Raw genomic sequence first — 21257 nt, 5'->3', positions numbered from 1 at the left:
AAACCTTCCAATTCGGTTAGCGCCCCACGACTTCTTTGAAACGCACGGCACCGGTCCCAGTCAAGGCCCAATATGCCCGATATGGCAACAACTTGAGCGAGTCTGTTCAAGGCCGGGCGACGATCCGCCCGCAACGCGCGGGATCGTGCCGATAAGGTAAACAGCGCCCCCTGACGCCGCCCCGGTCGCAGCCATTGTTGACGCTTCCCGCACCGGTGGGTAGAGCGACGCCCATGAACATATTCGCCGACATACGCAGACTGGTCATCGAAACCCTCGATGCCATGGTGGCCGACGGAGAGCTTCCGGGCGGGCTCGACTACGGCAACGTGACCGTGGAACCGCCGCGCGACGCCTCCCATGGCGACATGGCCACCAATGCCGCGATGGTGCTCGCGAAGCCCGCGGGACAGCCGCCCCGCGATATCGCGGCGGCGCTCGCGGCGCGGCTGAAAACCGATGCCCGGATCGCGGTCGCGGATGTGGCGGGGCCGGGGTTTCTGAACCTCATCCTCGACGGCGCGGTCTGGCACGACGTGGTCTCCGAGGCGATCGACGCGGGCAGGGGCTTCGGCCATTCCGGGCTGGGCGCCCATGTGAAGGTCAATGTCGAATTCGTCTCGGCCAACCCCACGGGGCCCCTTCATGTCGGCCACACGCGCGGCGCGGTCTTCGGCGATGCGCTGGCCAGCCTTCTCGAGGCCGCGGGATACGACGTCACCCGCGAATACTACATCAACGACGGTGGGGCGCAGGTCGACGTGCTCGCACGGTCGGCCTATGAACGGTACCGCGAAGCCCACGGGCTCGAACCCGAGATTTCCGAAGGCCTCTATCCGGGCGACTATCTCGTCCCGGTCGGCGAGGCGCTGAAGGACGCGTATGGCGACAAGCTCATCGACCAGCCCGAAGAGGTCTGGCTTGAAGAGGTTCGCGAATTCGCCACAGCCCGGATGATGGATATGATCCGCGCCGATCTCGCCGCCCTCGGCGTCGAGATGGACGTCTACTTCAGCGAAAAATCCCTCTACGGCACCGGCCGGATCGAACGCGCGCTCCATGTCCTTCAGGACAAGGGCCTGATATACGAAGGCATTCTGGAACCCCCGAAGGGCAAGACGCCCGAGGATTGGGAACCCCGCGAACAGACGCTGTTCCGCTCCACCGACCATGGCGACGACGTCGACCGCCCGGTCAAGAAGTCGGATGGAAGCTGGACGTATTTCGCCCCCGATATCGCCTATCACTACGACAAGATCTCCCGCGGGTTCGACGAGCTGATCAATGTCTTCGGGGCCGATCACGGCGGATATGTCAAACGCCTGCAGGCCGCGGTCTCCGCGCTGTCGGACGGCAGCGTGCCGGTGGATATCAAGCTCACGCAGCTCGTGCGCCTCTTCAAGAACGGCGAACCCTTCAAGATGTCGAAGCGGGCAGGGACGTTCATCACCCTCCGCGACGTCGTCGACGAGGTCGGTCCCGACGTCGTCCGCTTCCACATGCTTACGCGGAAGAATGACGCGCCGCTCGACTTCGATTTCACCCGCGTCACCGAACAGTCGAAAGACAACCCGGTCTTCTACGTGCAATACGCACACGCCCGCATCCGCTCCGTTATGCGGAAGGCGGAAGACCTCGGATTGCCTTATTCCGATCACCCGGTGCTCGAGGACGCGGCGGAATACGCCGTGGCCCGCAAGATCGCCGAATGGCCCCGCCTCGTCGAGATCGCGGCCCGCAACCACGAACCGCACCGCGTCGCCTTTTACCTCTACGAACTGGCCTCCGAATTCCACGCGCTCTGGAACAAGGGCAACGACACGCCGGCGCTCCGCTTCGTCCACGAGGGCGATCCCGAGGCCACTGCGGTAAAAATCGCCCTCCCGAGGGCCGTTTCCGTTGTTATTTCGGCGGGATTGGGTATTCTCGGGGTGACTCCTGCGGAAGAAATGCGCTGAAAACAGGCGCCTCCCGGGGTCGGCAAAACAGGCAAGATAGCTTCCGGCAATGGACCGGGGGCACGAGCGAGGCGGAATGACAACCTATTTCGAGGAGGACTTCGAGTCCTATGACGACGCATCCGGTCGTGCGGGTGCGCTGATGAATTGGGCTGGTGCGGTGGTGTCTCTGGCGCTTGTCATCGGTCTGACGGTCTGGGGCTATCAGCTCCTGATGCGCGATGTCACCGGTGTGCCTGTGGTGCAGGCCCTCGAAGGGCCGATGCGCGTCGCTCCCGATGATCCGGGCGGGCTTCGGGCCGAATTTCAGGAACTTACGGTAACACGCGTGGCCTCCGACGGGGCCGAAGAGGTGCCGACGGAACGCGTCGTCCTCGCCCCGCCGCCGGTGACGCTCGCGGAAGAGGATCAGCCGATGACCGCTTTGATCGAGGATACGCCCTCGAGCGAACCGGCCATCGCGGCAGAAAGCGAAGATGCCGTTGCGGCAGCCGGGGCCGAAGAAGCCGAACCGCAATCCGCGATCGAACTCGCCATCGCCGAGGCCCTTGCCGGTACCGAGCTTGCGCCGGCCTCCGAAGACACCGAACCTCTCAAGCCGACCCAGATCGTCGCAGGCGGCGTCCAGCGCTCTCCGCGCCCCTTCGCGCGCCCCGACCGTCTGGAAGTGCCGGTGGTCAACGCCGTCGCCACCTCCGCCGACATCTCCGGCGATGTCGATCCGGCCACGATCCCGCCGGGCACCCGGCTCGTGCAACTGGGCGCCTTCCCGTCGGAAGCCCGCGCGCGCGAAGCCTGGGATATGCTCGACGCCCGCTTTTCTCCCTATTTCGACGGCAAGGGCCGCGTCGTGCAGGAGGCCTCCGCCGGCGGCTCCACCTTCTATCGCCTCAGGGTGATGGGGTTCGAGGATCTGAGCGACGCGCGCCGCTTCTGCGCCGTCCTCGTCGCCGAGAATGCCAACTGCATTCCGGTGATCCGCCGTTAAGCCAATGCTGCCCGGTGCCTACATATTCGGCTGCGCCGGGCAGGCCCTTTCGGATGAGGAACGCGCCTTCTTCCGCGACAGCGCGCCTTGGGGCTTCATCCTGTTTGCCCGCAACATCGACACTCCCGATCAGCTTCGTGCACTCGTCGAAGACCTGCGCGAAAGCGTGGGCCGCCAGGCCCCCGTGCTGATCGACCAGGAAGGCGGGCGCGTTCAGCGCCTCGGCCCGCCGCACTGGCGGCAATGGGCCCCGCCGCTCGATTTCATCGAAGCCGCAGGGGAAAAGGCCGAACGCGCCATGTTCCTGCGCTACCGCATCATCGCGGCGGAACTGATGGAGCTTGGGATCGACGTCAACTGCGTCCCCTGCGCCGATGTGGCGACCGATGACACCCACCCCTTCCTCCGCAACCGCTGCTACGGCACCACGGCCGACGATGTGGCCAGATTGGCCCGCGCCGCAGCGACCGGCCTGCACGCAGGCGGCGTCCTCCCGGTCCTGAAGCACATCCCCGGCCACGGCCGCGGCACCGTCGACAGCCACTTGGGCCTCCCGGCCACGGACACCGCGCCCGAAGCGCTCGATGCCCAGGATTTCGCGGCCTTCCGCGCGCTCTCCGATCTGCCCCTTGGGATGACGGCGCACATGGTTTACGCGGCCTACGATCCCGAAAATGCCGCCACCGTCTCCCGCCGTGTGATCCGCCTGATCCGCGAACGCATCGGCTTCGGCGGCCTCCTGATGACCGACGACCTGTCGATGGAGGCGCTCGGCGGCACCATGACGACCCGCACACGCGCCTCCCTCGCCGCCGGCTGCGACATCATCCTGCACTGCAATGGCGAGATGGCCGAAATGCGCGAGATCGCCGCCGAAGCCGGCCGCCTCAGCGCCCCGGCGAACGACCGCGCGCGCCGTGCGCTGCGCCTCAGAACACGGCCTCAGCCCATTGACATCCGAGACGCCGAAGCGGAGCTTAAGGCGCTCGGAGCAGGGCTTTTGACATGAGCGACGACACAGATCAGGAGGGCGGGGCAACCGTCGTTCCGGTAACCGCCCGGCTCGAAGCCGAGGCGCTGATCATCGACGTCGACGGGTTCGAGGGCCCGCTTGATCTTCTGCTCACCCTGTCGCGCACCCAGAAGGTCGATCTGCGCAAGATCTCGGTCCTGTCTCTGGCAGAGCAGTATCTGGAATTCATCAAGAAAGCCAGGGACCTGCGGATCGAACTTGCCGCGGATTACCTGGTGATGGCCGCCTGGCTCGCCTTCCTCAAATCCCGGCTCCTCTTGCCGCCCGACCCGGCCGATGAAGGGCCGTCGGGCGAGGATCTCGCGGCCCATCTCGCCTTCCAGCTCGAACGCCTCCAGGCGATGCGCGACGTCGCCGCCCGCCTCATGGCCCGCGATCAGAAGGGGCGCGATTTCTTCGTGCGCGGCATCCCCGAGGATGTCACCCGCCTCCGCCGCGTCACCTACACGGCCACGCTCCTCGATCTCATGCAGGGCTATGCGCGGATCCGCACGAAGGATGAGTTCCGCCCCTACGTGATGGATCGCGATCACATCCTGACGATGGAGGAAGCGCTCGACAAGATGCGCCACCTGATCGGCTTCGCGGGCGACTGGACGGATCTGTCAAGCTACCTCCCCGACGGGTGGAGCACCGATCCCCGCCGCCGCCGCTCGGCCACGGCCGCTACCTTCGCGGCCTCGCTGGAACTGGTGAAGGCGGGCAAGGCCGAACTCCGGCAGGCCGAAACCTTCGCGCCCATCCAACTCCGCGGAATCCGGGAATGACCGACGACGCCGAAAGCCTCTTCGAGGCGCCGCCGCTGGCCGAGCAGGAACGCATGGTCGAGGCGATCCTCTTCGCCTCTGCCGAACCGGTCACGGTGGCAGATCTCAACGCACGCATGCCTCACGGCGCCGACGCGAACGAGGCGCTTGCGCTTCTGAAGAAACGCTACGAGGGCAGGGGCGTCCAGGTCGTGAAGGTCGGCGAGGCCTGGGCGATCCGCACCGCCTCCGATCTCGGCTTCCTGATGCAGAAGGAAACGGTCGAAACCCGCAAGCTCAGCCGCGCGGCGATCGAAACGCTTGCCATCGTCGCCTATCACCAGCCGGTCACCCGCGCCGAGATCGAAGAGATCCGCGGCGTCAGCGTCAGCCGCGGCACCATCGACCAGTTGCTGGAGCTTGAGTGGATTCGCCTTGGCCGCCGCCGCATGACGCCCGGCCGCCCGGTGACATTCGTCGTCACACAGGAATTTCTCGATCATTTCGGCCTCGAATCGGCCCGCGACCTGCCGGGGTTGAAAGAGTTGCGCTCTGCGGGTCTGCTCGACAGCCGCCCCCCTCCGGGCGAGGCCGACGACGAAGATCAGGACGACGAAGTCGATATGTTCGACGCAGCGGAAGACGAGGGAGAAGACCCATGAATGCAGATCGGCTGATCCAGATGCTCCTGCGTCACGGTATCCGGTTCCTGTCCCGTCGGATGTCAGGAGGCGCCGCCGCCTCGCCCGAAGACCGGGCGCGCCAGAAGAAAACGAAACAGACAGCCCGCGCGGTCAAATCGGGCCTGCGCATGGCCCGCCGCATGGGGCGTTTCTGAACCCCGGGCTCACGCCGACCGGAACTGTTTCGCCAGCTTCAGGCCCTGTCCCTGATAGTTCGATTTGATCTCTCGCCCGTAAAGCGTGGCCGGCTCCTCGGCCATCCGCTCGTACACAAGCCGCCCGACGATCTGCCCGTGCTCCAGCACGAAGGGCGCTTCGTGACAGCGCACTTCCAGAACCCCGCGCGATCCCGCGCCCCCGGCATCGGCCCAACCGAAACCGGGATCGAAGAACCCGGCATAATGCACCCGGAATTCCCCCACCATCGCCATGTAAGGCGCCATCTCGGCGGCATAGGCGGGCGGGATGGTCACGGCCTCCCGGCTCACGAGGATATAGAACGCGCCCGGGTCCAGTATGATCCGGCCATCGGTGCTCCGCACTTCTTCCCAGAACTCGTGCGCCGGATAGGCCCCGATCCGGTCGAGGTCGATCACGCCCGTATGCGGCTTCGCGCGGTACCCCACCAGATCGCCGGAACTGGGCTTCAGATCCACCGAGAATCCCAGACCGTCCGAGATCACGGCAGGGCCGTCGACCAGCGGCGTCTCCGCATGCAGCGCCGCAAGCTCCGTATCGGTCAGCCGCGCCTGTCCGTCGCGAAACCGGATCTGGTTCAGCCGCATCCCGGGGCGCACTAGCACCGAAAACGACCGCGGACAGATCTCGGCATAAATCGGCCCGTGATAGCCTTCGGGGATGCGGTCGAACTCCGTGCCCCCGTCGGTGATGGCCCGTGTCAGAAGATCAAGCCGCCCGGTCGAGGATTTCGCATTTGCAACCGCCTGAATGCCCCCGGGCAGCGCCAGCCGCTCCATCAGCGGCACGACGTAGACACAGCCCTTTTCAAGCACCGCGCCGTCGGTCAGATCCACCTCGTGCATCTTGAAATGTCGAAGCCGGTCCTCCACCGTCGCGCCCTGGCCGGCCAGGAAGCTGGCCCTCACGCGGTAGGCCCGCGTGCCAAGCCGCAGGTCGATCGATGCGGGCTGGATCTGCCCTTCGGCAAAGGGCTGATCGGCGGCGATCTCGCCGGCGTCGATCATCCGTGCCAGGGCCTGGGATGGCAAAACTCCGGTCATCGCCGCTCCCTCAATGAAAACGCCCGCATCCCTCTTGGGAGCGGGCGAGACGAGTGTTGGTCGGGCTAGCAGGACTTGAACCTGCGACCTTCCGTCCCCCAGACGGACGCGCTACCAGGCTGCGCCATAGCCCGACTTGGGGCCTTCTTACCCGATTTGCCGGGGTGGGCAAGGGGGCCGAGGCAATCAGGTGCCGGTTTTCCTGCGAACATCCTGAAGACGGGCCACGATTTCGCTCAGGCTGCCCCGGTCGCCAAGCGCGGCAAGCCGTTCCCGCGCGATCAGGCGCGCGGCAAGCCCGGGCCCGCTGGCATAAGCATCGTCGTCATCCTCGGGGTCGTGCTCGGGCACACCCGGCGTGTCCGGAATGCGCGGCGCCTCCGGTTCCGGTTCTGGTTCTGGCTCCGCGATGGGCTCGGGCGCGGTCTCGGCCTGCTCGGCCGCCGCGATCTCCTCGATCAGGTCCATCTGCCGGTGTTCGGGCTCCCGCGCGGGCTCTGTCGGGGTCTCGGCCGGTTGCCGCACCGATCCGAAGGTCAGGCGCGGCGCGGCGGTTTCGGGCTCCGGCGCAGGCGCGGGGGCAGGGGCCGCGGCCACCTCCTCAACCTCCGGCTCCACCGGGGTGATGTCGATCACATCGCCCTGTTCGGAATCAAGCGGCTGCGAAAAGCCCGAAACGTGCTTCACGCCTTCCTCGCGCAGAAGCTTCTGAACCCCGCGAATGGTCATCCCCTGGTCGTGCAGAAGCGTCTTGATGCCGCCGATCAGCCGCATGTCATTCGGGCGGTAATACCGCCGCCCGCCCGCACGCTTGACGGGCTTCACCTGGGAAAACCGGCTTTCCCAGAAGCGCAGAACATGCGTCGGAACATCCAGCCAGTCCGCGACTTCAGAGATTGTCCGGAAAGCGTCCGGCGATTTTTCCATGAGTTTACTTGCGGTTCCCGGCGGCAACCCTGTCCTTCATCAGATGCGAGGGACGGAAGGTCAGCACGCGCCGCGGGTGGATGGGAACCTCTTCGCCCGTCTTCGGGTTCCGCCCGATCCGCGCGGCCTTGGACCGTACGCTGAACGTGCCGAAGGACGAGATCTTCACGGCCTCGCCCCGCACCAGCGCGTCCGACATGTGCGACAGCACGCTTTCGACAAGCTGGGCGGATTCGTTCCGGCTGAGGCCAACCTCGCGAAAGACCGCTTCGCTCAAATCCATTCGAGTCAGTGTCTTTTCGCTCATGTCTCTCCCCGTCCGTTTGCCCTTTGTTTGTTGCGGGCGAGCATGGGGCACCGCCAATGTCGTGTCAATATCAACAGCTTGCCGGACGGGGTTCAGAAGCGCCCTACCAGCGAAGAACCACCGATCCCCAGGCCAGGCCGCCCCCGATCGCCTCGGTCACGATCAGATCGCCCTTCTTGATCTGGCCCCGCTCGACCCCGACCGAAAGCGCGAGGGGAATCGATGCGGCAGAGGTATTGCCGTGATCCTGCACCGTCACCACAACCCGCTCCAGCGGCACGCCCATCTTCTGGGCGGTCGCCTTGATGATCCTCAGATTGGCCTGATGCGGCACAATCCAATCCACGTCCGAACCGGAAAGACCGATCTTTCCCAAGGCCTTATGAGCGGTATCTGCCAGCTTTTCGACGGCGTGGCGGAACACTTCCTTGCCTTCCATCCGCAGATATCCCGTCGATTGGGTCGACACCCCGCCATCGACGTAAAGAATATCCTTAAGCCGCCCGTCCGAATTCAGATCGATGGAAAGTATCCCGGTATCCGCCGTCGTGCCGTCGCCCTCCTGGGCCTCCAGCACCAGCGCCCCGGCGCCATCCCCGAACAGAACGCAGGTCGACCGGTCCGTCCAGTCCATAATCCGGCTGAAGGTCTCCGCCCCGATCACCAGCACCCGCTCGGCCTGGCCCGAGATGATAAGCGCATTGGCATTGGCCAGCGCGTAGACGAAGCCCGCGCAAACCGCCTGCACATCGAAGGCAAATCCTCCGGTCATGCCGATCGCGCTCTGAACCATCGTCGCGGCAGAGGGAAAGGTCAGATCGGCGGTCGAGGTCGCCACGATAAGCGCATCGATATCCGCCGCGGTCATTCCGGCAGCGGCCAGGGCCTTTTCCGCCGCATTGGCGGCCATCTGCGAGGTCGTTTCGCCATCCGCAGCGAAGTGCCGCCGCTCGATACCCGAGCGGGAGCGAATCCATTCGTCCGACGTGTCCACGATGGTCTCGAATTCGGAATTCGGCACGATCCGCTCGGGCAGGTAATGCCCGGTGCCGCGGACCACCGCTCGTATCGTCATTCCTGCTGCTCGTTTGTTGCCCCGTCCGGTGCGCCATCTTGGCGCGCGGTCCCGACGGATGCAACCCGCGCGGCAAGCCGTTCGGCAAAGCCGGTTTCGGCCAGCCGGAACGCCAGCTTGATCGCCGACGATACGCCGGTGGCATCGGCGCTGCCGTGCGATTTCACCACCGTGCCATTGAGGCCCAAAAACACCCCGCCATTGACGCGCCGCGGGTCGATCCGCTTCGACAGGCGCCTGAGCGAGGTCAGGGCCAGGATCGCCGCGATCCGCGACAAGGGCGTCGCCTTGAACGCATCCCGCAGGAAATCGCGGATCAGCGTCGCGGTGCCCTCGCCGGTCTTCAGCGCGATATTCCCGGTAAACCCGTCGGTCACAATCACGTCCACCCGGTCCGACGGAATATCCCCGCCTTCCACGAAGCCCACGAATTCGAAATTCGCCTCCGGCGCGGCCTCTGCCACAAGGTCATGGGCAAGTTTCAGTTCCGGGCGGCCTTTGAACTCCTCTGTCCCGAGGTTCAGAATGCCCACCCGCGGCCGCTGCAGCCCAAGCCCGTTCCGGGCATAGGACATGCCCATCAGCGCGTATTGCAGCAGGTCGTTCTCGTCGGCCTTGATATCGGCGCCCACGTCCAGCATCACGTTGAACCCGCCGGGGTTCCGCGACGGCCAGAAACACGCGATCGCAGGCCGGTTCACACCGGGCAGCTTCCTCAGCCGCATCACCGACAGAAGCATCAGCGCACCGGTGTTCCCGCAGGACACGCAGGCATCCGCCTCGCCGTTCTTCACCGCCTCGATCGCCGACCACATCGAGGTGTCCTGCCCGTTGCGCAGAACATGGCTCGGCTTGTCATCCATCCGCACGACGCCCGCCGTATCACGAATCTCGCAACGGTCGAGGATCTTGCGCTTCTTGAGCTGCTTTCTCAGCGCCTTGCCGTCGCCATGCACGATGAAGGCCACATCGGGGTTCTTCTTCGCAGACATGGCAATGCCGGCAACCACGGCCGAAAGGCCCTGGTCACCGCCCATGGCGTCAACCGAAATGGTAATTGGCCTCGCGGCAGCGTGGTCTGCGTCCGGCGTCTCGGCCATAAGTCAGCTCATGCGCGGCACGGGGTGCCGCGCTTACGCCGCGTCTTCGTCGTCCAGATCGATCTCGTCGGCCTGAGCAACGACTTCGCGGTCATCGTAATGGCCACAGGCGCCACACACGTGGTGCGGGCGCTTCAGTTCACCGCAATTCGGGCATTCCGCCGGATTTGCGGCCACGAGGGAATCGTGGGCACGGCGCATGTTCCGGCGCGAGCGGGTGACTTTATTCTGAGGGACGGCCATGTCTCAACCTCGGTCTTTCATGGGGCGGCGCGTCAGGGGCCAACCCTCCGTTACATCTGCTTAAAGGGCCTCTTACGCCCTGGCGGGCCCGGTGTCCAATCCTGTCTATCGGGCGAGGCGCGGAACATACTGCGATTTCGTGAAACCGCAAGGGGGTATTTCCGTGCCGTTCAGTCCTCGCCGTCCTTCTTCTCAAGCTTCGCTTTCAGGGCCCCAAGCCCGGCGAAAGGTTTCGTGTCCTCATCGCGCATCGGCGTCTTCCCGGGCTCGGTGAACTGGGCATCTCCCGGCGCAACGCCAGGCGCGCGCGGAAAGGCGGGCAGGGCAAGCGCCAGTGCCTCTGCCATCACCTCGCCAAGGTCGAGCGTGCCGGGCAGCGCCTCCACGCTGTCATCCTCGGGCATTTCCACCTCGCCCGGCCCTGGGTCTGGCAGATCGCGCAGGTACAGCCGGCTCACATCCTCGTCGAGCCGCGTCGTCACCGGCTCCAGCGTCACGCCGCAGGGCTGTACAACAGTCGCCCCAAGCCGGGCGGAAAGCCGCCAGTCGCCGCGTCCTTCCGGCGCAACCTCGCCTTCGAACCTCAGCTTCGGCAACCCCAGAAGATCCAGCCTTTCTGCAAGCTTGGCGCGCTCGGCCTTATCCGGCATCAGCGAAAACGCCACCGGATCGCGCCCGGGCATCCGCCCCAGCGGCAACAAATGCACACCGTTCGTCTCTTCGTTCCGTTCCATTCTTGAACCGTCAAACCGCTATGGTGTAAGCGCATAGTCAGGTCCGAATACGATTGGCAAGGGGACGTAATGGGGCGGCGACCGGGAATCATCAGGCTGGCCACAATGGTGGCGGCACTGCTCGTGCTGACGTCCTGCAGCGCAACCTACCGCAATCACGGCTACATGCCGCCGGAAGAGGATCTGCAGAACGTCATCGTCGGCGTCGACACGCGCGATACGGTGGCCAGCGCCGTGGGCCGTCCCGGCGTCTCCGGCATTCTCGACGACAGCGGCTGGTATTACGTGCGCTCGCGCTACCGCAACTTCGCCTGGCGCGCGCCGGAAGAGATCGACCGCGAGGTTCTCGCGATCTCCTTCGACGACACGGGCGTGGTCACCAACATCGAAACCTTCGGCCTCGAACGCGGCCGCGTCGTGCGCCTCAGCCGCCGCGTGACCACGCCCAACACACAGGGCGTCGGCTTCCTGCGCCAGGCCTTCGGCAACCTCGGCCGGATCACGGCGGGCGATTTCCTCGGCGACGACAACTGATCTGACGGATCTTGCCAGCGGCCGCATTCTGTCGCATGAGGCGTTTCATGCGTGGCGGGGCGATGGCGTCGCCCGGCCGGCGGGCTGACCACGCAAGACCGTCCTGAACGCCGGGACCTTTCTTTTTTGGGAAGGAGCGCGGCCATGACCACGACCCGACAGCAATTCTACAGGTTCCAGAACGGAGAGAAGGCGCCGCTGCCATTCTCTGCCGACGAATACGAGGCACGCCTCGCGGGGCTCCGACGTATCATGGCAGAGGCCGAGGTCGAGGTCGCCGTCCTCACTTCGATGCAGAACATCGCCTATTACTCGGGCTTCCTCTACTGCTCCTTCGGGCGCCCCTACGGCCTCGTCGTGACGGCGGACGGAAGCGTGACGATCTCGGCAGGCATCGACGCGGGCCAGCCCTGGCGGCGCTGCCACGGCGACAACATCACCTATTCCGATTGGCAGCGAAACAACTTCTGGCGCGCCATCGCCCATGTGGCCGGCGAGGGCCGTGCCATCGGGATCGAGGCCGATCACCTGACGCTGGCGCAAAGCGATCTCCTCGACGCGATGCTCTCGCCCGCCCGGATCTGCGACATCTCCGGCGGCACGATGCAGCAGCGCATGCGCAAATCCCCCGCCGAGATCGAACTGATCCGCGCCGGCGCCGCGACCGCGGATGTGGGCGGCTACGCGATCCGCGAGGCGATCCGCGAAGGGATCCGCGAAATCGATGTGGCCATGGCGGGCCGCGATGCGATGGAAGTGGAAATCGCCCGCCGCTACCCCGATGCCGAATACCGCGACACCTGGGTCTGGTTCCAGTCGGGGCCGAACACCGACGGCGCCCACAACCCGGTCACCGCCCGCGCCCTCGAACGCGGCGACATCCTCAGCCTCAACACCTTCCCCATGATCTCGGGCTACTACACCGCGCTCGAACGCACGCTCTTCGTGGGCGAGGTCGACGCGGCCTCCCGCACGATCTGGGAGGCGAACGTGGCCGCCCACGAATACGGCATGAGCCTGATGAGGCCGGGTGTCAGCTGCGCCGACATCACCCACAAGATCAACGATTTCTTCGAAGAGCGCGATCTCCTGCAATACCGCACCTTCGGCTATGGCCACTCCTTCGGCGTGCTCAGCCATTATTACGGTCGCGAAGCGGGGCTCGAACTGCGCGAGGATATCGACACGGTGCTCGAGCCAGGCATGGTGATCTCGATGGAACCCATGCTCACGATCCCGGCCGATCAGCCCGGCGCGGGCGGTTACCGCGAACACGATATCCTGGTGATCACCGAGGACGGGGCGGAAAACATCACCGGCTACCCCTACGGCCCCGACTTCAACGTCGTCGGCTGACGCGCATGGGGTAAGGCGGAAACTCCGGGGTTTCCGCCTTACCCGGCGGGGCCATCCTCCTCCGGCTCGAATTCCAGCGCCACCCCGTTGATGCAGTACCGCAAACCCGTAGGCTGCGGCCCGTCCGGAAAGACATGCCCCAGATGCGCCTCGCACCGGTTACAATGCACCTCCGTCCGCCGCATGAAGAAGCTCCGGTCTTCCTGCTCGCCCACCATCTCCGAATCCAGCGGCTGGTAGAACGACGGCCACCCCGTGCCGCTGTCGAACTTGTGCGCCTTGTCGAACAAAGGCGCCCCGCAACAGACGCACATGAACGTGCCGGGGCCCTCGGGAAAAGCCTCATGGGTGAAGGCCCGTTCCGTCCCATGCTTCCGCGTCACCTTGTAGGCAAGCTCCGAAAGCTGCTCGCGCCATTCCGCATCCGATTTCACGACTTTGTCCACGGGTCATCCCTTTGCAACAGGTTTCGCCCCAACGTCACAGTTGTGTGGTGCAAGGGGCCTGAACATATTTAGAGAGAGATCACATGTCTCCAAGCCACGAAAGGGCCTGAGATCATGGGCAGATTGTCAAAAGCCCGTTACGCGGCCCGCTTCGCCGACAGCGCGGCCGACATAACGGCGGCCCAGCGGCTCCGCCATCGGGCGTTCCGGGGCGGATTGGGCGAGGATGCCGACCGTTTCGACGAGATCTGCCGCAACGTCCTGATCGAAGAGGTGAAAACCGGCACGCTCGTCGCCTGCTTCCGCCTTCTGGCCCTCGGCCACGGGCGCGAGATCGGGGCCAGCTACTCCGCCCAATTCTACGAATTGTCCGCGCTCGAAAGCTACGAGGGCCGGCTGGTCGAGATGGGCCGCTTCTGCGTCGATACCGCCTGGAAGGATCCCGACATTCTCCGCGTCGCCTGGGCCGCCATGACGCGTTACGTCGACGAAACCGGCACCGATCTTCTCTTCGGCTGCTCCTCCTTCACGGGCTGCGAAGCGAAGGCCTATTACGATGCCTTCGCCGTCCTGCGCGACCGGCACCTTGCGCCGAAGCGCTGGCTGCCCAAGGTGAAAGCGCCCGATGTCTTCCGCTTCGCCCGCCGCCTCCGCCGCGTGCCCGATCCGCGCGCGGCCATGCGTACCATGCCGCCGCTTCTGAAGGGGTATCTCGCCATGGGCGGCTGGGTATCCGATCATGCGGTGATCGATCGCGATCTCGGCACGCTTCACGTCTTCACCGGGCTCGAGGTCAAATCCATCCCCGCCGCCCGCGCTCGGCTTCTCAGGGGTGCGCTCGCCTGACGCTTGACGGCGCGCGGCGCCCGGCATACCCGCCTGTCCCATGGCGCGCGCACCGCTTCTTCAGCTTTCCGGCATCGGCCTCACCTTCGGCGGCACCCCGCAATTCGAAGGCGTCGATCTCGTCGTCCAGCCGGGCGACCGGATCGCCCTTGTCGGCCGCAACGGATCAGGCAAGTCCACGCTTCTGAAGATCATGGCGGGGCTCGTTCAGCCCGACACCGGCGAACGCACCGTGCCCCAGGGCTTCAGCGTGGGGTATATGGAGCAGGAGCCCGACATGGCGGGCTTCGACACCCTCGGGGCCTTCGCCGCAAGCGGCCTCGCCCCCGAAGAGGCCTACCGCGTCGAAGCCGCCGCAGAGGGGCTCAAATTCGATCCCGCCACCCCTGTCGCCTCCGCCTCGGGCGGCGAACGCCGCCGCGCGGCGCTTGCAAAGATCATGGCCGAGGCCCCCGATCTCCTCCTTCTCGACGAACCGACGAACCACCTAGATATCGACGCGATCCGCTGGCTCGAGGAAACGCTCGCCAACGGCGCCTCCGCCTTCGTCATCATCAGCCACGACCGCGCCGTCCTGCGGCGCCTGGCCACTGCGACCCTCTGGCTCGACCGCGGCGTCATCCGCCGGATGGACAAGGGCTTCGACGCCTTCGAAGACTGGCGCGATACCGTTTGGGAAGAGGAAGACACCGCCCGCCACAAGCTCGACCGCAAGATCAAGGCCGAGTCCCGCTGGGCCGTCGAAGGCATCAGCGCGCGGCGCAAGCGCAACCAGGGCAGGGTGCGCGCCCTGCAAAACCTCCGCGCCGAACGCAAAAGCCAGATCCAGCGTCAGGGCACCGCCGCCATGGCGCTCGAGGCAGGGCCCCGCTCGGGCCGCCTCGTGGCCGAGCTTGAGGGCGTCGCCCACGGCTTCGGCGACCGCACGCTGTTCCGCGACGTCTCCCTCCGGCTGATGCGCGGCGACCGGCTCGCCCTCGTCGGCCCGAACGGCGTCGGCAAGACGACGCTTCTCAAGATCATCACCGGCGAACTCGCCCCCGACGCAGGCCGCGTCCGCCTGGGCACCGGTCTCGAAATGGCGGTCTTCGATCAAACCCGCTCCGCCCTCGACCCCGATCAAAGCCTGTGGGACAGCCTGACGGGCTCGCCAGAGATGCGGGTCTCCGGCCGGGCCGATCAGGTGATGGTCCGCGGCACGCCCCGGCACGTTGTGGGCTACCTCAAGGATTTCCTCTTCACCGAAGCACAGGCCCGCGCCCCCGTGCGCTCTCTCTCGGGCGGCGAAAAGGCGCGCCTTCTGCTCGCCCGCCTCATGGCGAAGCCCTCGAACCTCCTCGTCCTCGACGAACCGACGAACGATCTCGATCTTGAAACGCTCGACTTGCTGCAGGAACTGATCGGCGAGTACGACGGCACCGTCATCGTCGTCAGCCACGACCGCGATTTCATCGATCGCATGGCCTCCGTCACCCTTGCCCTCGAAGGCGACGGGCGCGCGGCGCTCTACCCGGGCGGGTGGAGCGACTATCAATCCCAGCGAGGCCCGGCCCGCGAGGCCCCCCGCGACGCGAAGCCGAAAGCACGGAACACCGCCCCCGACCGCCCTGAAAAACCGGCGGCGAAACCGCGCGGGCTCACCTTCACCGAACGCCACCGGCTCGAAGAACTGCCCGGCCTCATCGACCGGCTCGAAGCCGAGATCGCGAAGCTCTCGGGCCTCCTCTCCGATCCCGATCTCTACACGCGCGAACCCGCCAAGTTCGCCAAGGCGACAGAAGCGCTCACCGAACGCCAGGCCCGGCTCAGTGCGGCGGAAGAGGAATGGCTCACCCTCGCCGAGAAAAGCGAAGCGGGCTGACGAATCGGCCCGCGACGCGGATCACGCATCGCGGGCCCTGTCTCCGCCGTCTGCGGCGAAGGTTCGTCCGGCTCAGAGGCCCAGCTTCTGGCGAAGGGCCGCCAGCGCGGCATCGGATAGGTCCCGCCCGCCGCTCGCGGCATCAAGCGCGTCCTTTTCCTCGGCCAGCTCGCCCTCGTAGATTTCGCCAAGCCGGTTGCTCTCCTCGGCCAGGCGCTTCAGTTCTTCCTCATAGGCCTCGGCAATATCCAGCTGGTCCTCCAGCGCGCCGACGTCGATCTTCTGATCCTCCAGCGCCGCGACATCGTCGTCATAGGTGTCCGACTCGGGATCAAGCGCGTCGATCTGCTCGTCGATCCCCTCGTTGAACTCCTCCGCGTCGCTGATCTGCTGGGCGAGGTCGTCGGAACTCGGGCCATCATAGCTGCCCTCGAAGTCCTTGTAGGCGTCATAGGCAACCTGCCACGCGTCGAAGGCCACGATCGTCTCCTGCGCCTCGCGCTGATAGGTGACGATCCGGCCGACCTGGCTTTCGGCATTCGCCCGCGGCTTGCCGTTGGCGATGGCATGTGCGGCGTTGAGGCCGCGCAACTCGCTGGCAACCGCGCCGCGCCCGCTGGCCGCGTTCGCATTGCCTGCGCCGCCGTCGCGGCCCGCATGCTCCTCGCCACCGCGCCCGCGCGTGCCGCTCTTGCCGCGTGCGGCGCCCATTTCGCTTGGCGCGGCGCTCACCGCCTCGCCGCCTGCGATCAGCATCGCGCCGCCAAGCGGCACGACTGTCAGTGCCGCGATCGCGATCGCGGACACACTCTTGGTAAGATTGCGTGTCATATATGTTGTCCCCCACAAACAAACTTCGCCGAACATGACAGGCGCGTGCGCGCAGGAACAGCCGCGGTCAAAGAACAACGTGTTTTTATAAGCGAAACAATCCCTTGCGGGCGCGTTGGCTCAGGCGCCCGTCAGCGCAGCGCCCCTTCGGCCTTCAGCGCCTGGTATTTCTCTTCGTCCCACCACCAGTAGCGGTCGCCGCGCACATAGGCCGGCTTCGCGTCCGGCCGGCCGAACACGTCCCAATAGGCCAGCCAGTGCTGGCCCTTGGTCCAGTTCGGGACCCACAGGTGCTTGGCCCGCATCACCCGGTCAAGCGCCCTCAACGCGGTGACGAGTTCGGCGCGCGACTTGGCGTCGCCCGCGGCATCGATCAGCGCATCGACGACAGGATCGGCCTGCCCGGTCAGGTTGAGAGAGCCCTGCGCATTGGCGCTCGCCGAACCGTAGATCGACCGCAGGCCCGACGCCGAGGGCGTCACCGGCGGCACAAGCCGCGCGACGGTGATGTCGAAGTCGAACACCTCCTGACGCTCCTGCATCTGCGCGGGATCGATCAGGTCGTTCGACATCGTCACCCCAAGCCGCTCGAGGTTCGAGATGAAGGGAAGGATGATCCGCTCGAAGGCCGGCCCGTCATATACGAACGCCATTTCAAGCGGTTCGCCGGCGGCGTTCACACGCCGCCCGTCGCCCCCCACAGTCCAGCCCGCGGCATCCAGAAGCGCGCTCGCCTCCGCCACCGCCCGGCGGTCGATCTGCCGTGTGGAACTCACATTGGGTACGAAGGCCGGCTCGGTGAAAACCTCGGGCGGAAGCTGATCGCGGAACGGCTCAAGAAGCGCAAGCTCCGCCCCTTCAAGCATCCCCGACGCTTCGAGGTCGGAGTTCTCGAAGAAACTGTCGGTCCGCCCGTAAAGCCCGTAGAACAGCGTCTCGTTCGACCATTCGAAGTTGAACATCATCCCGATCGCCTGCCGCACCCTGGGATCCTGGTTGATCTCGCGCCGCAGGTTGAACCAGAAGCCCTGCGCCCCGGACGGGCGGCCATCGGAAACCACATCCCGGATCACCCAGCCCCGGTCCAGCGCCGGAAAATCGTATCCCGTGGCCCAGAGCGCCGAAAAGACTTCCTCATGAAACAGGTATTCCCCCGATTTCAGCGCCTCGAAGGCGGCGGTGCTGTCGGCGAAATATTCATAGCGCACGCAGTCGAAGTTATCTTCGCCCCGGTTCACGGGCAGGTCCTCGCCCCAGTAATCGTCGATCTTGCAATAGGTGATCGACCGGCCCGGATCGGTCTTGAACACCTTGTACTGGCCTGACCCCAGCGGTTCGATCAGGCTCGACCGGGTGAAATCGATCTCCTCGTAGAAATGCTCCGGCAGGATCTCGATCTGCCCGATATCCGAAATCAGGTCCCGCGTGCGCGCGCCCTCCACGAAATCGACCCGAACCTTAGTGGGCGACAGAACCGTCACGCTTTCGAGATCCGCCAACTGAATCTGGTAGAAGGGCAAGCCGTCAACCTTCAGGGTATCGAACGTGAATTTCACATCATCCGCAGTGATTTGCGTGCCGTCGTGAAACCGCGCCTCGGGCCTCAGGTTGAAGATCACCCAGGACCGGTCCTCGGGATATTCGATCGTCTCGGCGATCTGGCCGTACACCGCGTCGGGTTCGTCATAGGCCCGCACCAAGAGCGTGTCGTAGAGAAGCTCAAGCCCCTGCGCCGGCTCGCCCCTGAGGATGAAAAGGTTCAGGCTGTCGAACGTGCGTGACGCAAGCTGACCGCGAAAGCTCATCGTCCCGCCTTGCGGCGCGTCGGGGTTCACATAGTCGAAATGCGGGAAATCCGCGGGGTATTTCAGTTCCCCGAAGGCCGAGATGCCGTGGCTGACCGTGATCTCCTCGGCAAGCGCCGCGGTGGCAAATGTCGCGGCGGCAAGAGCGAGGGCGATCCTGGGGGGGGCGGTCATGGGCGATCTCCTTCGGGCAAGTTGGCTTCCCGAAAGACTAAGCCGCCGCTCCCCCGCGTAAATACCCAATCGCTCAGGCGAGCGTTCCGTCCGCCCCGATCCGGGTCTTGCCCCCCAGATAGGGGTGCAGCGCCTGGGGCAGGTGCACCGACCCGTCCGCCTGCTGCCCGTTCTCCAGAACCGCGATCAGGCAGCGCCCCACGGCAAGCCCCGATCCGTTCAGCGTGTGCACGAATTCGGGCTTTCCGCCACCCTCGGGCCGGAACCGCGCATTCATCCGCCGCGCTTGGAAATCGCCGCAGACCGAACAGCTCGAAATCTCGCGATAGGTGTTCTGGCCGGGCAGCCACACCTCGATGTCATGGGTGCGCCGCGCGCCGAACCCCATGTCACCGGTGCACAGCACCACCGTCCGGTAAGCCAGCCCGAGCCGCTCCAGCACCGTCTCGGCGCAGCGCGTCATCCGGTCCAGCTCCTCGCGCGACCGGCCGGGATGGGTGATCGATACCATCTCGACCTTCTCGAACTGGTGCTGCCGCAGCATCCCCGCGGTGTCCTTCCCCGCGCTCCCGGCCTCCGACCGGAAGCACTGGGTATGCGCCGTCCGCCGCATCGGCAGATCCGCCTCCGCCACGATTTCGCCGGCCACGATGTTCGTCAGCGTCACTTCGGAGGTGGGGATCAGCCACCAGCCATTCGTCGTCTGATAGCTGTCTTCGGCGAATTTCGGCAGTTGCCCGGTGCCCAGCATCGCCTCGTCCCGCACCAGAACCGGCGTCATCGTCTCGGTCAGCCCGTGCTCGGTCGTGTGCAGGTCGAGCATGAACTGCGCCAGCGCCCGGTGAAGCCGCGCCACCGCGCCCTGCAACAGAACGAAACGCGAGCCCGAAAGCTTCGCGGCGGTCGCGAAATCCATCCCCGGCTTCACGCCTTCAAGCTCGAAATGCTCCTTCGGCGCGAAATCGAACTCCGGCACCGTGCCCCAGCGGCGGATCTCGACATTGTCGGCCTCGTCCGCGCCGTCGGGCACATCGTCATGGGGCAGGTTCGGAAGCTCCATCAGCATTGTCTTGAGCTCGGTATCGGCCTCGTCCGCCTTCTTCTGAAGAGCCTGCATGTTCGACTTATAGTCGGTCACAGACTGTTTTATTTTCTCGGCTTGGGCTGTGTTGCCTTCAGCCATCCTTATGCCGATGTCCTTCGAGAGCCTATTAATGATTGCCTTTAGGTCTTCTGAGCCTTTGATCCACTCGCGGCGATTGGCGTCGACGGCCAGAATCGAGGCCGACTGGGGCGCAAGACCCCGCCGGGCCAGGGCTCTGTCGAAAGCGTCCGGAGTGTCGCGAATGGCGCGGATATCATGCATGTCGAAAGGCTCGTCTCAGGTGATCGTCGCGTCCCCTATGGCGCATTTCCGGGCGACTGGAAACAGTCTGTCACACCCGAGTTCGTTACCAGATGGTTAACAGAACGCTTTACCGGGGCCCCCGCGCAATTTATCCTACACTCTGGTACCTTGTTATAACATTCGGGATTGGACGCGTAATGCCGGGTCGAGCGCGATACGACCGGGACAAAGTCCTTGGTAAAGCAAGAGATTTATTCTGGGAGAAGGGGTATCACGGCACCTCTCTCAAGGATCTCGAACAGGAACTGGATCTGCGGCCAGGCAGCATTTACGCCGCCTTCGGGTCGAAGGAACAGCTTTTTGCAGAGGCGCTGGACCTCTATGCCAACGATATCAGGCGTGTTTATGAGGCAACTATGGCCGAAACCGTTTCGGCGCTTCAGGGCCTTGCAAACCACGTCCGCTGGGTCGGCGCGCTGATCACCGCCGCGGGCGTTCCGGCCCGGGCCTGCATGATCACGAAAACGGTGCTCGAAACGCCGCCGAACGATCCCGGCCTGCGCAGGCGCGCCGAAAACCTCCTGAAGGATACCGAGGAATTCTACCGCGACGGGTTCGAGGCCGCGCGCCGCTCCGGCGAACTGTCCGAGGATGCCGATCCAAGCCGTCTCGCCCGCCGTCTCCATGCCGAGATCCTGGGCCTCGGCGCCTATTCCGAACGCAGCGACGCGACGGATTACGCCAACGACCTCGCCGAGGAGATTGCCCGCGACATCGAGGCCCTCGGCACCCGCAAGCCGGTGTGATGCGGACCTGAGCGTCGGGCCGGGCAGGGCCTGACGACGGGCTGCGGCCCCCGGATCCATGCAAGATGGGCTCTAGGCCGGCCCTGCGCGCCGACACTTCGATGTCCGCTTCGCGGGACTTAGCTGGCCTTGCGAACAGCTAAAGCATCCGGCCTTTAACCTGAGACATATCCGGCAGCCCTGAAGTAGTTCCAACACTCTTCGGGTGAGTATAG

Annotated in this window: 22 protein-coding genes and 1 tRNA gene; 11 read left to right on the top strand and 12 right to left on the bottom strand. The window is 65.3% G+C overall.

Features of this window, described 5'->3' with window-relative positions; all coding sequences use genetic code 11:
• Nucleotides 1-233 precede the first annotated feature (233 nt).
• The 6 genes from argS (at nt 234) to RXV90_RS22185 (ending at nt 5563) form a co-directional block, all read left to right on the top strand.
• The gene (gene argS, locus RXV90_RS22210; protein WP_316651954.1) at nt 234-1958 is read left to right on the top strand and encodes an arginine--tRNA ligase; all 1725 of its coding nucleotides are present in this window, start codon (nt 234-236) and stop codon (nt 1956-1958) included.
• Nucleotides 1959-2034: 76 nt separating this feature from the next.
• Nucleotides 2035-2946 carry an SPOR domain-containing protein gene (locus RXV90_RS22205; RefSeq protein ID WP_316651952.1) on the top strand — a complete coding sequence of 304 codons (912 nt, stop codon included), beginning with the start codon at nt 2035-2037 and terminating at the stop codon, nt 2944-2946.
• 4 nt (nt 2947-2950) lie between these two features.
• Complete coding sequence (locus tag RXV90_RS22200) at nt 2951-3955, top strand: glycoside hydrolase family 3 N-terminal domain-containing protein (protein ID WP_316651951.1); 1005 nt, start codon at nt 2951-2953, stop codon at nt 3953-3955.
• Nucleotides 3952-4746: a segregation and condensation protein A gene (locus RXV90_RS22195; RefSeq protein ID WP_316651949.1), complete on the top strand. Its 795-nt coding sequence runs from the start codon at nt 3952-3954 to the stop codon at nt 4744-4746. Before RXV90_RS22200 ends, RXV90_RS22195 begins: the two co-directional genes overlap by 4 nt.
• Nucleotides 4743-5387, top strand: coding sequence for an SMC-Scp complex subunit ScpB (gene scpB, locus RXV90_RS22190; RefSeq protein WP_316651947.1), 645 nt, complete (start codon nt 4743-4745; stop codon nt 5385-5387). Before RXV90_RS22195 ends, scpB begins: the two co-directional genes overlap by 4 nt.
• Entirely contained in the window at nt 5384-5563 is a 180-nt protein-coding gene (locus tag RXV90_RS22185; RefSeq protein WP_316651945.1) for a hypothetical protein, read from the top strand. The genes scpB and RXV90_RS22185 overlap by 4 nt, the downstream gene beginning before the upstream one ends.
• A gap of 9 nt (nt 5564-5572) precedes the next feature.
• Here RXV90_RS22185 and RXV90_RS22180 read toward each other — a convergent pair whose 3' ends face one another.
• The 8 genes from RXV90_RS22180 to RXV90_RS22145 form a co-directional block, all read right to left on the bottom strand.
• A complete protein-coding gene (locus RXV90_RS22180) occupies nt 5573-6649 on the bottom strand; it encodes a 2'-deoxycytidine 5'-triphosphate deaminase (protein ID WP_316651943.1) in 1077 nt (358 codons plus the stop codon).
• 57 nt (nt 6650-6706) lie between these two features.
• Nucleotides 6707-6783, bottom strand: a tRNA-Pro gene (locus tag RXV90_RS22175).
• 52 nt (nt 6784-6835) lie between these two features.
• Complete coding sequence (locus RXV90_RS22170; protein ID WP_316651940.1) at nt 6836-7576, bottom strand: MerR family transcriptional regulator; 741 nt, start codon at nt 7574-7576, stop codon at nt 6836-6838.
• Nucleotides 7577-7580: 4 nt separating this feature from the next.
• Nucleotides 7581-7934, bottom strand: coding sequence for an integration host factor subunit alpha (gene ihfA, locus RXV90_RS22165; protein ID WP_316651938.1), 354 nt, complete (start codon nt 7932-7934; stop codon nt 7581-7583).
• 52 nt (nt 7935-7986) lie between these two features.
• Nucleotides 7987-8958, bottom strand: coding sequence for a beta-ketoacyl-ACP synthase III (locus RXV90_RS22160; RefSeq protein ID WP_316651936.1), 972 nt, complete (start codon nt 8956-8958; stop codon nt 7987-7989).
• The gene (gene plsX, locus RXV90_RS22155; RefSeq protein ID WP_316651933.1) at nt 8955-10058 is read right to left on the bottom strand and encodes a phosphate acyltransferase PlsX; all 1104 of its coding nucleotides are present in this window, start codon (nt 10056-10058) and stop codon (nt 8955-8957) included. The genes RXV90_RS22160 and plsX overlap by 4 nt, the downstream gene beginning before the upstream one ends.
• A gap of 33 nt (nt 10059-10091) precedes the next feature.
• Nucleotides 10092-10301, bottom strand: a complete 210-nt coding sequence (gene rpmF, locus RXV90_RS22150) for a 50S ribosomal protein L32 (protein WP_316651931.1) — start codon at nt 10299-10301, stop codon at nt 10092-10094.
• Nucleotides 10302-10471: 170 nt separating this feature from the next.
• Nucleotides 10472-11035, bottom strand: coding sequence for a YceD family protein (locus RXV90_RS22145; protein WP_316651929.1), 564 nt, complete (start codon nt 11033-11035; stop codon nt 10472-10474).
• 105 nt (nt 11036-11140) lie between these two features.
• On the opposite strand from RXV90_RS22145, the gene RXV90_RS22140 reads away from it, so the two are divergent.
• Entirely contained in the window at nt 11141-11569 is a 429-nt protein-coding gene (locus RXV90_RS22140) for an outer membrane protein assembly factor BamE (RefSeq protein ID WP_316651927.1), read from the top strand.
• A 144-nt stretch (nt 11570-11713) separates the two neighbouring features.
• Entirely contained in the window at nt 11714-12925 is a 1212-nt protein-coding gene (locus tag RXV90_RS22135; protein WP_316651925.1) for an aminopeptidase P family protein, read from the top strand.
• A 38-nt stretch (nt 12926-12963) separates the two neighbouring features.
• Here the strand turns inward: RXV90_RS22135 and msrB are convergent, their stop codons facing one another.
• Nucleotides 12964-13371, bottom strand: a complete 408-nt coding sequence (gene msrB / locus RXV90_RS22130; protein WP_316651923.1) for a peptide-methionine (R)-S-oxide reductase MsrB — start codon at nt 13369-13371, stop codon at nt 12964-12966.
• Nucleotides 13372-13485: 114 nt separating this feature from the next.
• Between msrB and RXV90_RS22125 the strand changes: the two genes are divergently transcribed.
• Complete coding sequence (locus RXV90_RS22125) at nt 13486-14217, top strand: GNAT family N-acetyltransferase (protein ID WP_316651920.1); 732 nt, start codon at nt 13486-13488, stop codon at nt 14215-14217.
• A gap of 40 nt (nt 14218-14257) precedes the next feature.
• The gene (locus RXV90_RS22120) at nt 14258-16078 is read left to right on the top strand and encodes an ABC-F family ATP-binding cassette domain-containing protein (protein WP_316651917.1); all 1821 of its coding nucleotides are present in this window, start codon (nt 14258-14260) and stop codon (nt 16076-16078) included.
• A 72-nt stretch (nt 16079-16150) separates the two neighbouring features.
• On the opposite strand, the gene RXV90_RS22115 is transcribed toward RXV90_RS22120, so the two are convergent.
• The 3 genes from RXV90_RS22115 to serS form a co-directional block, all read right to left on the bottom strand.
• Nucleotides 16151-16909, bottom strand: coding sequence for a hypothetical protein (locus RXV90_RS22115; protein WP_316651915.1), 759 nt, complete (start codon nt 16907-16909; stop codon nt 16151-16153).
• 131 nt (nt 16910-17040) lie between these two features.
• Nucleotides 17041-18888 (bottom strand): extracellular solute-binding protein, encoded by a 1848-nt coding sequence (locus RXV90_RS22110; protein WP_316651913.1) that lies wholly within the window; start codon nt 18886-18888, stop codon nt 17041-17043.
• 73 nt (nt 18889-18961) lie between these two features.
• Complete coding sequence (gene serS, locus RXV90_RS22105) at nt 18962-20254, bottom strand: serine--tRNA ligase (protein ID WP_316651912.1); 1293 nt, start codon at nt 20252-20254, stop codon at nt 18962-18964.
• 179 nt (nt 20255-20433) lie between these two features.
• Between serS and RXV90_RS22100 the strand changes: the two genes are divergently transcribed.
• Complete coding sequence (locus RXV90_RS22100) at nt 20434-21042, top strand: TetR/AcrR family transcriptional regulator (RefSeq protein WP_316651910.1); 609 nt, start codon at nt 20434-20436, stop codon at nt 21040-21042.
• Nucleotides 21043-21257: the final 215 nt, after the last annotated feature.

The sequence above is a fragment of the Ovoidimarina sediminis genome (genome assembly GCF_032586175.1).
GTDB lineage: Bacteria > Pseudomonadota > Alphaproteobacteria > Rhodobacterales > Rhodobacteraceae > Ovoidimarina > Ovoidimarina sediminis.
Note: the sequence above shows the minus strand (reverse complement) of the source record. Positions and strands in the feature narration are given on the sequence as shown.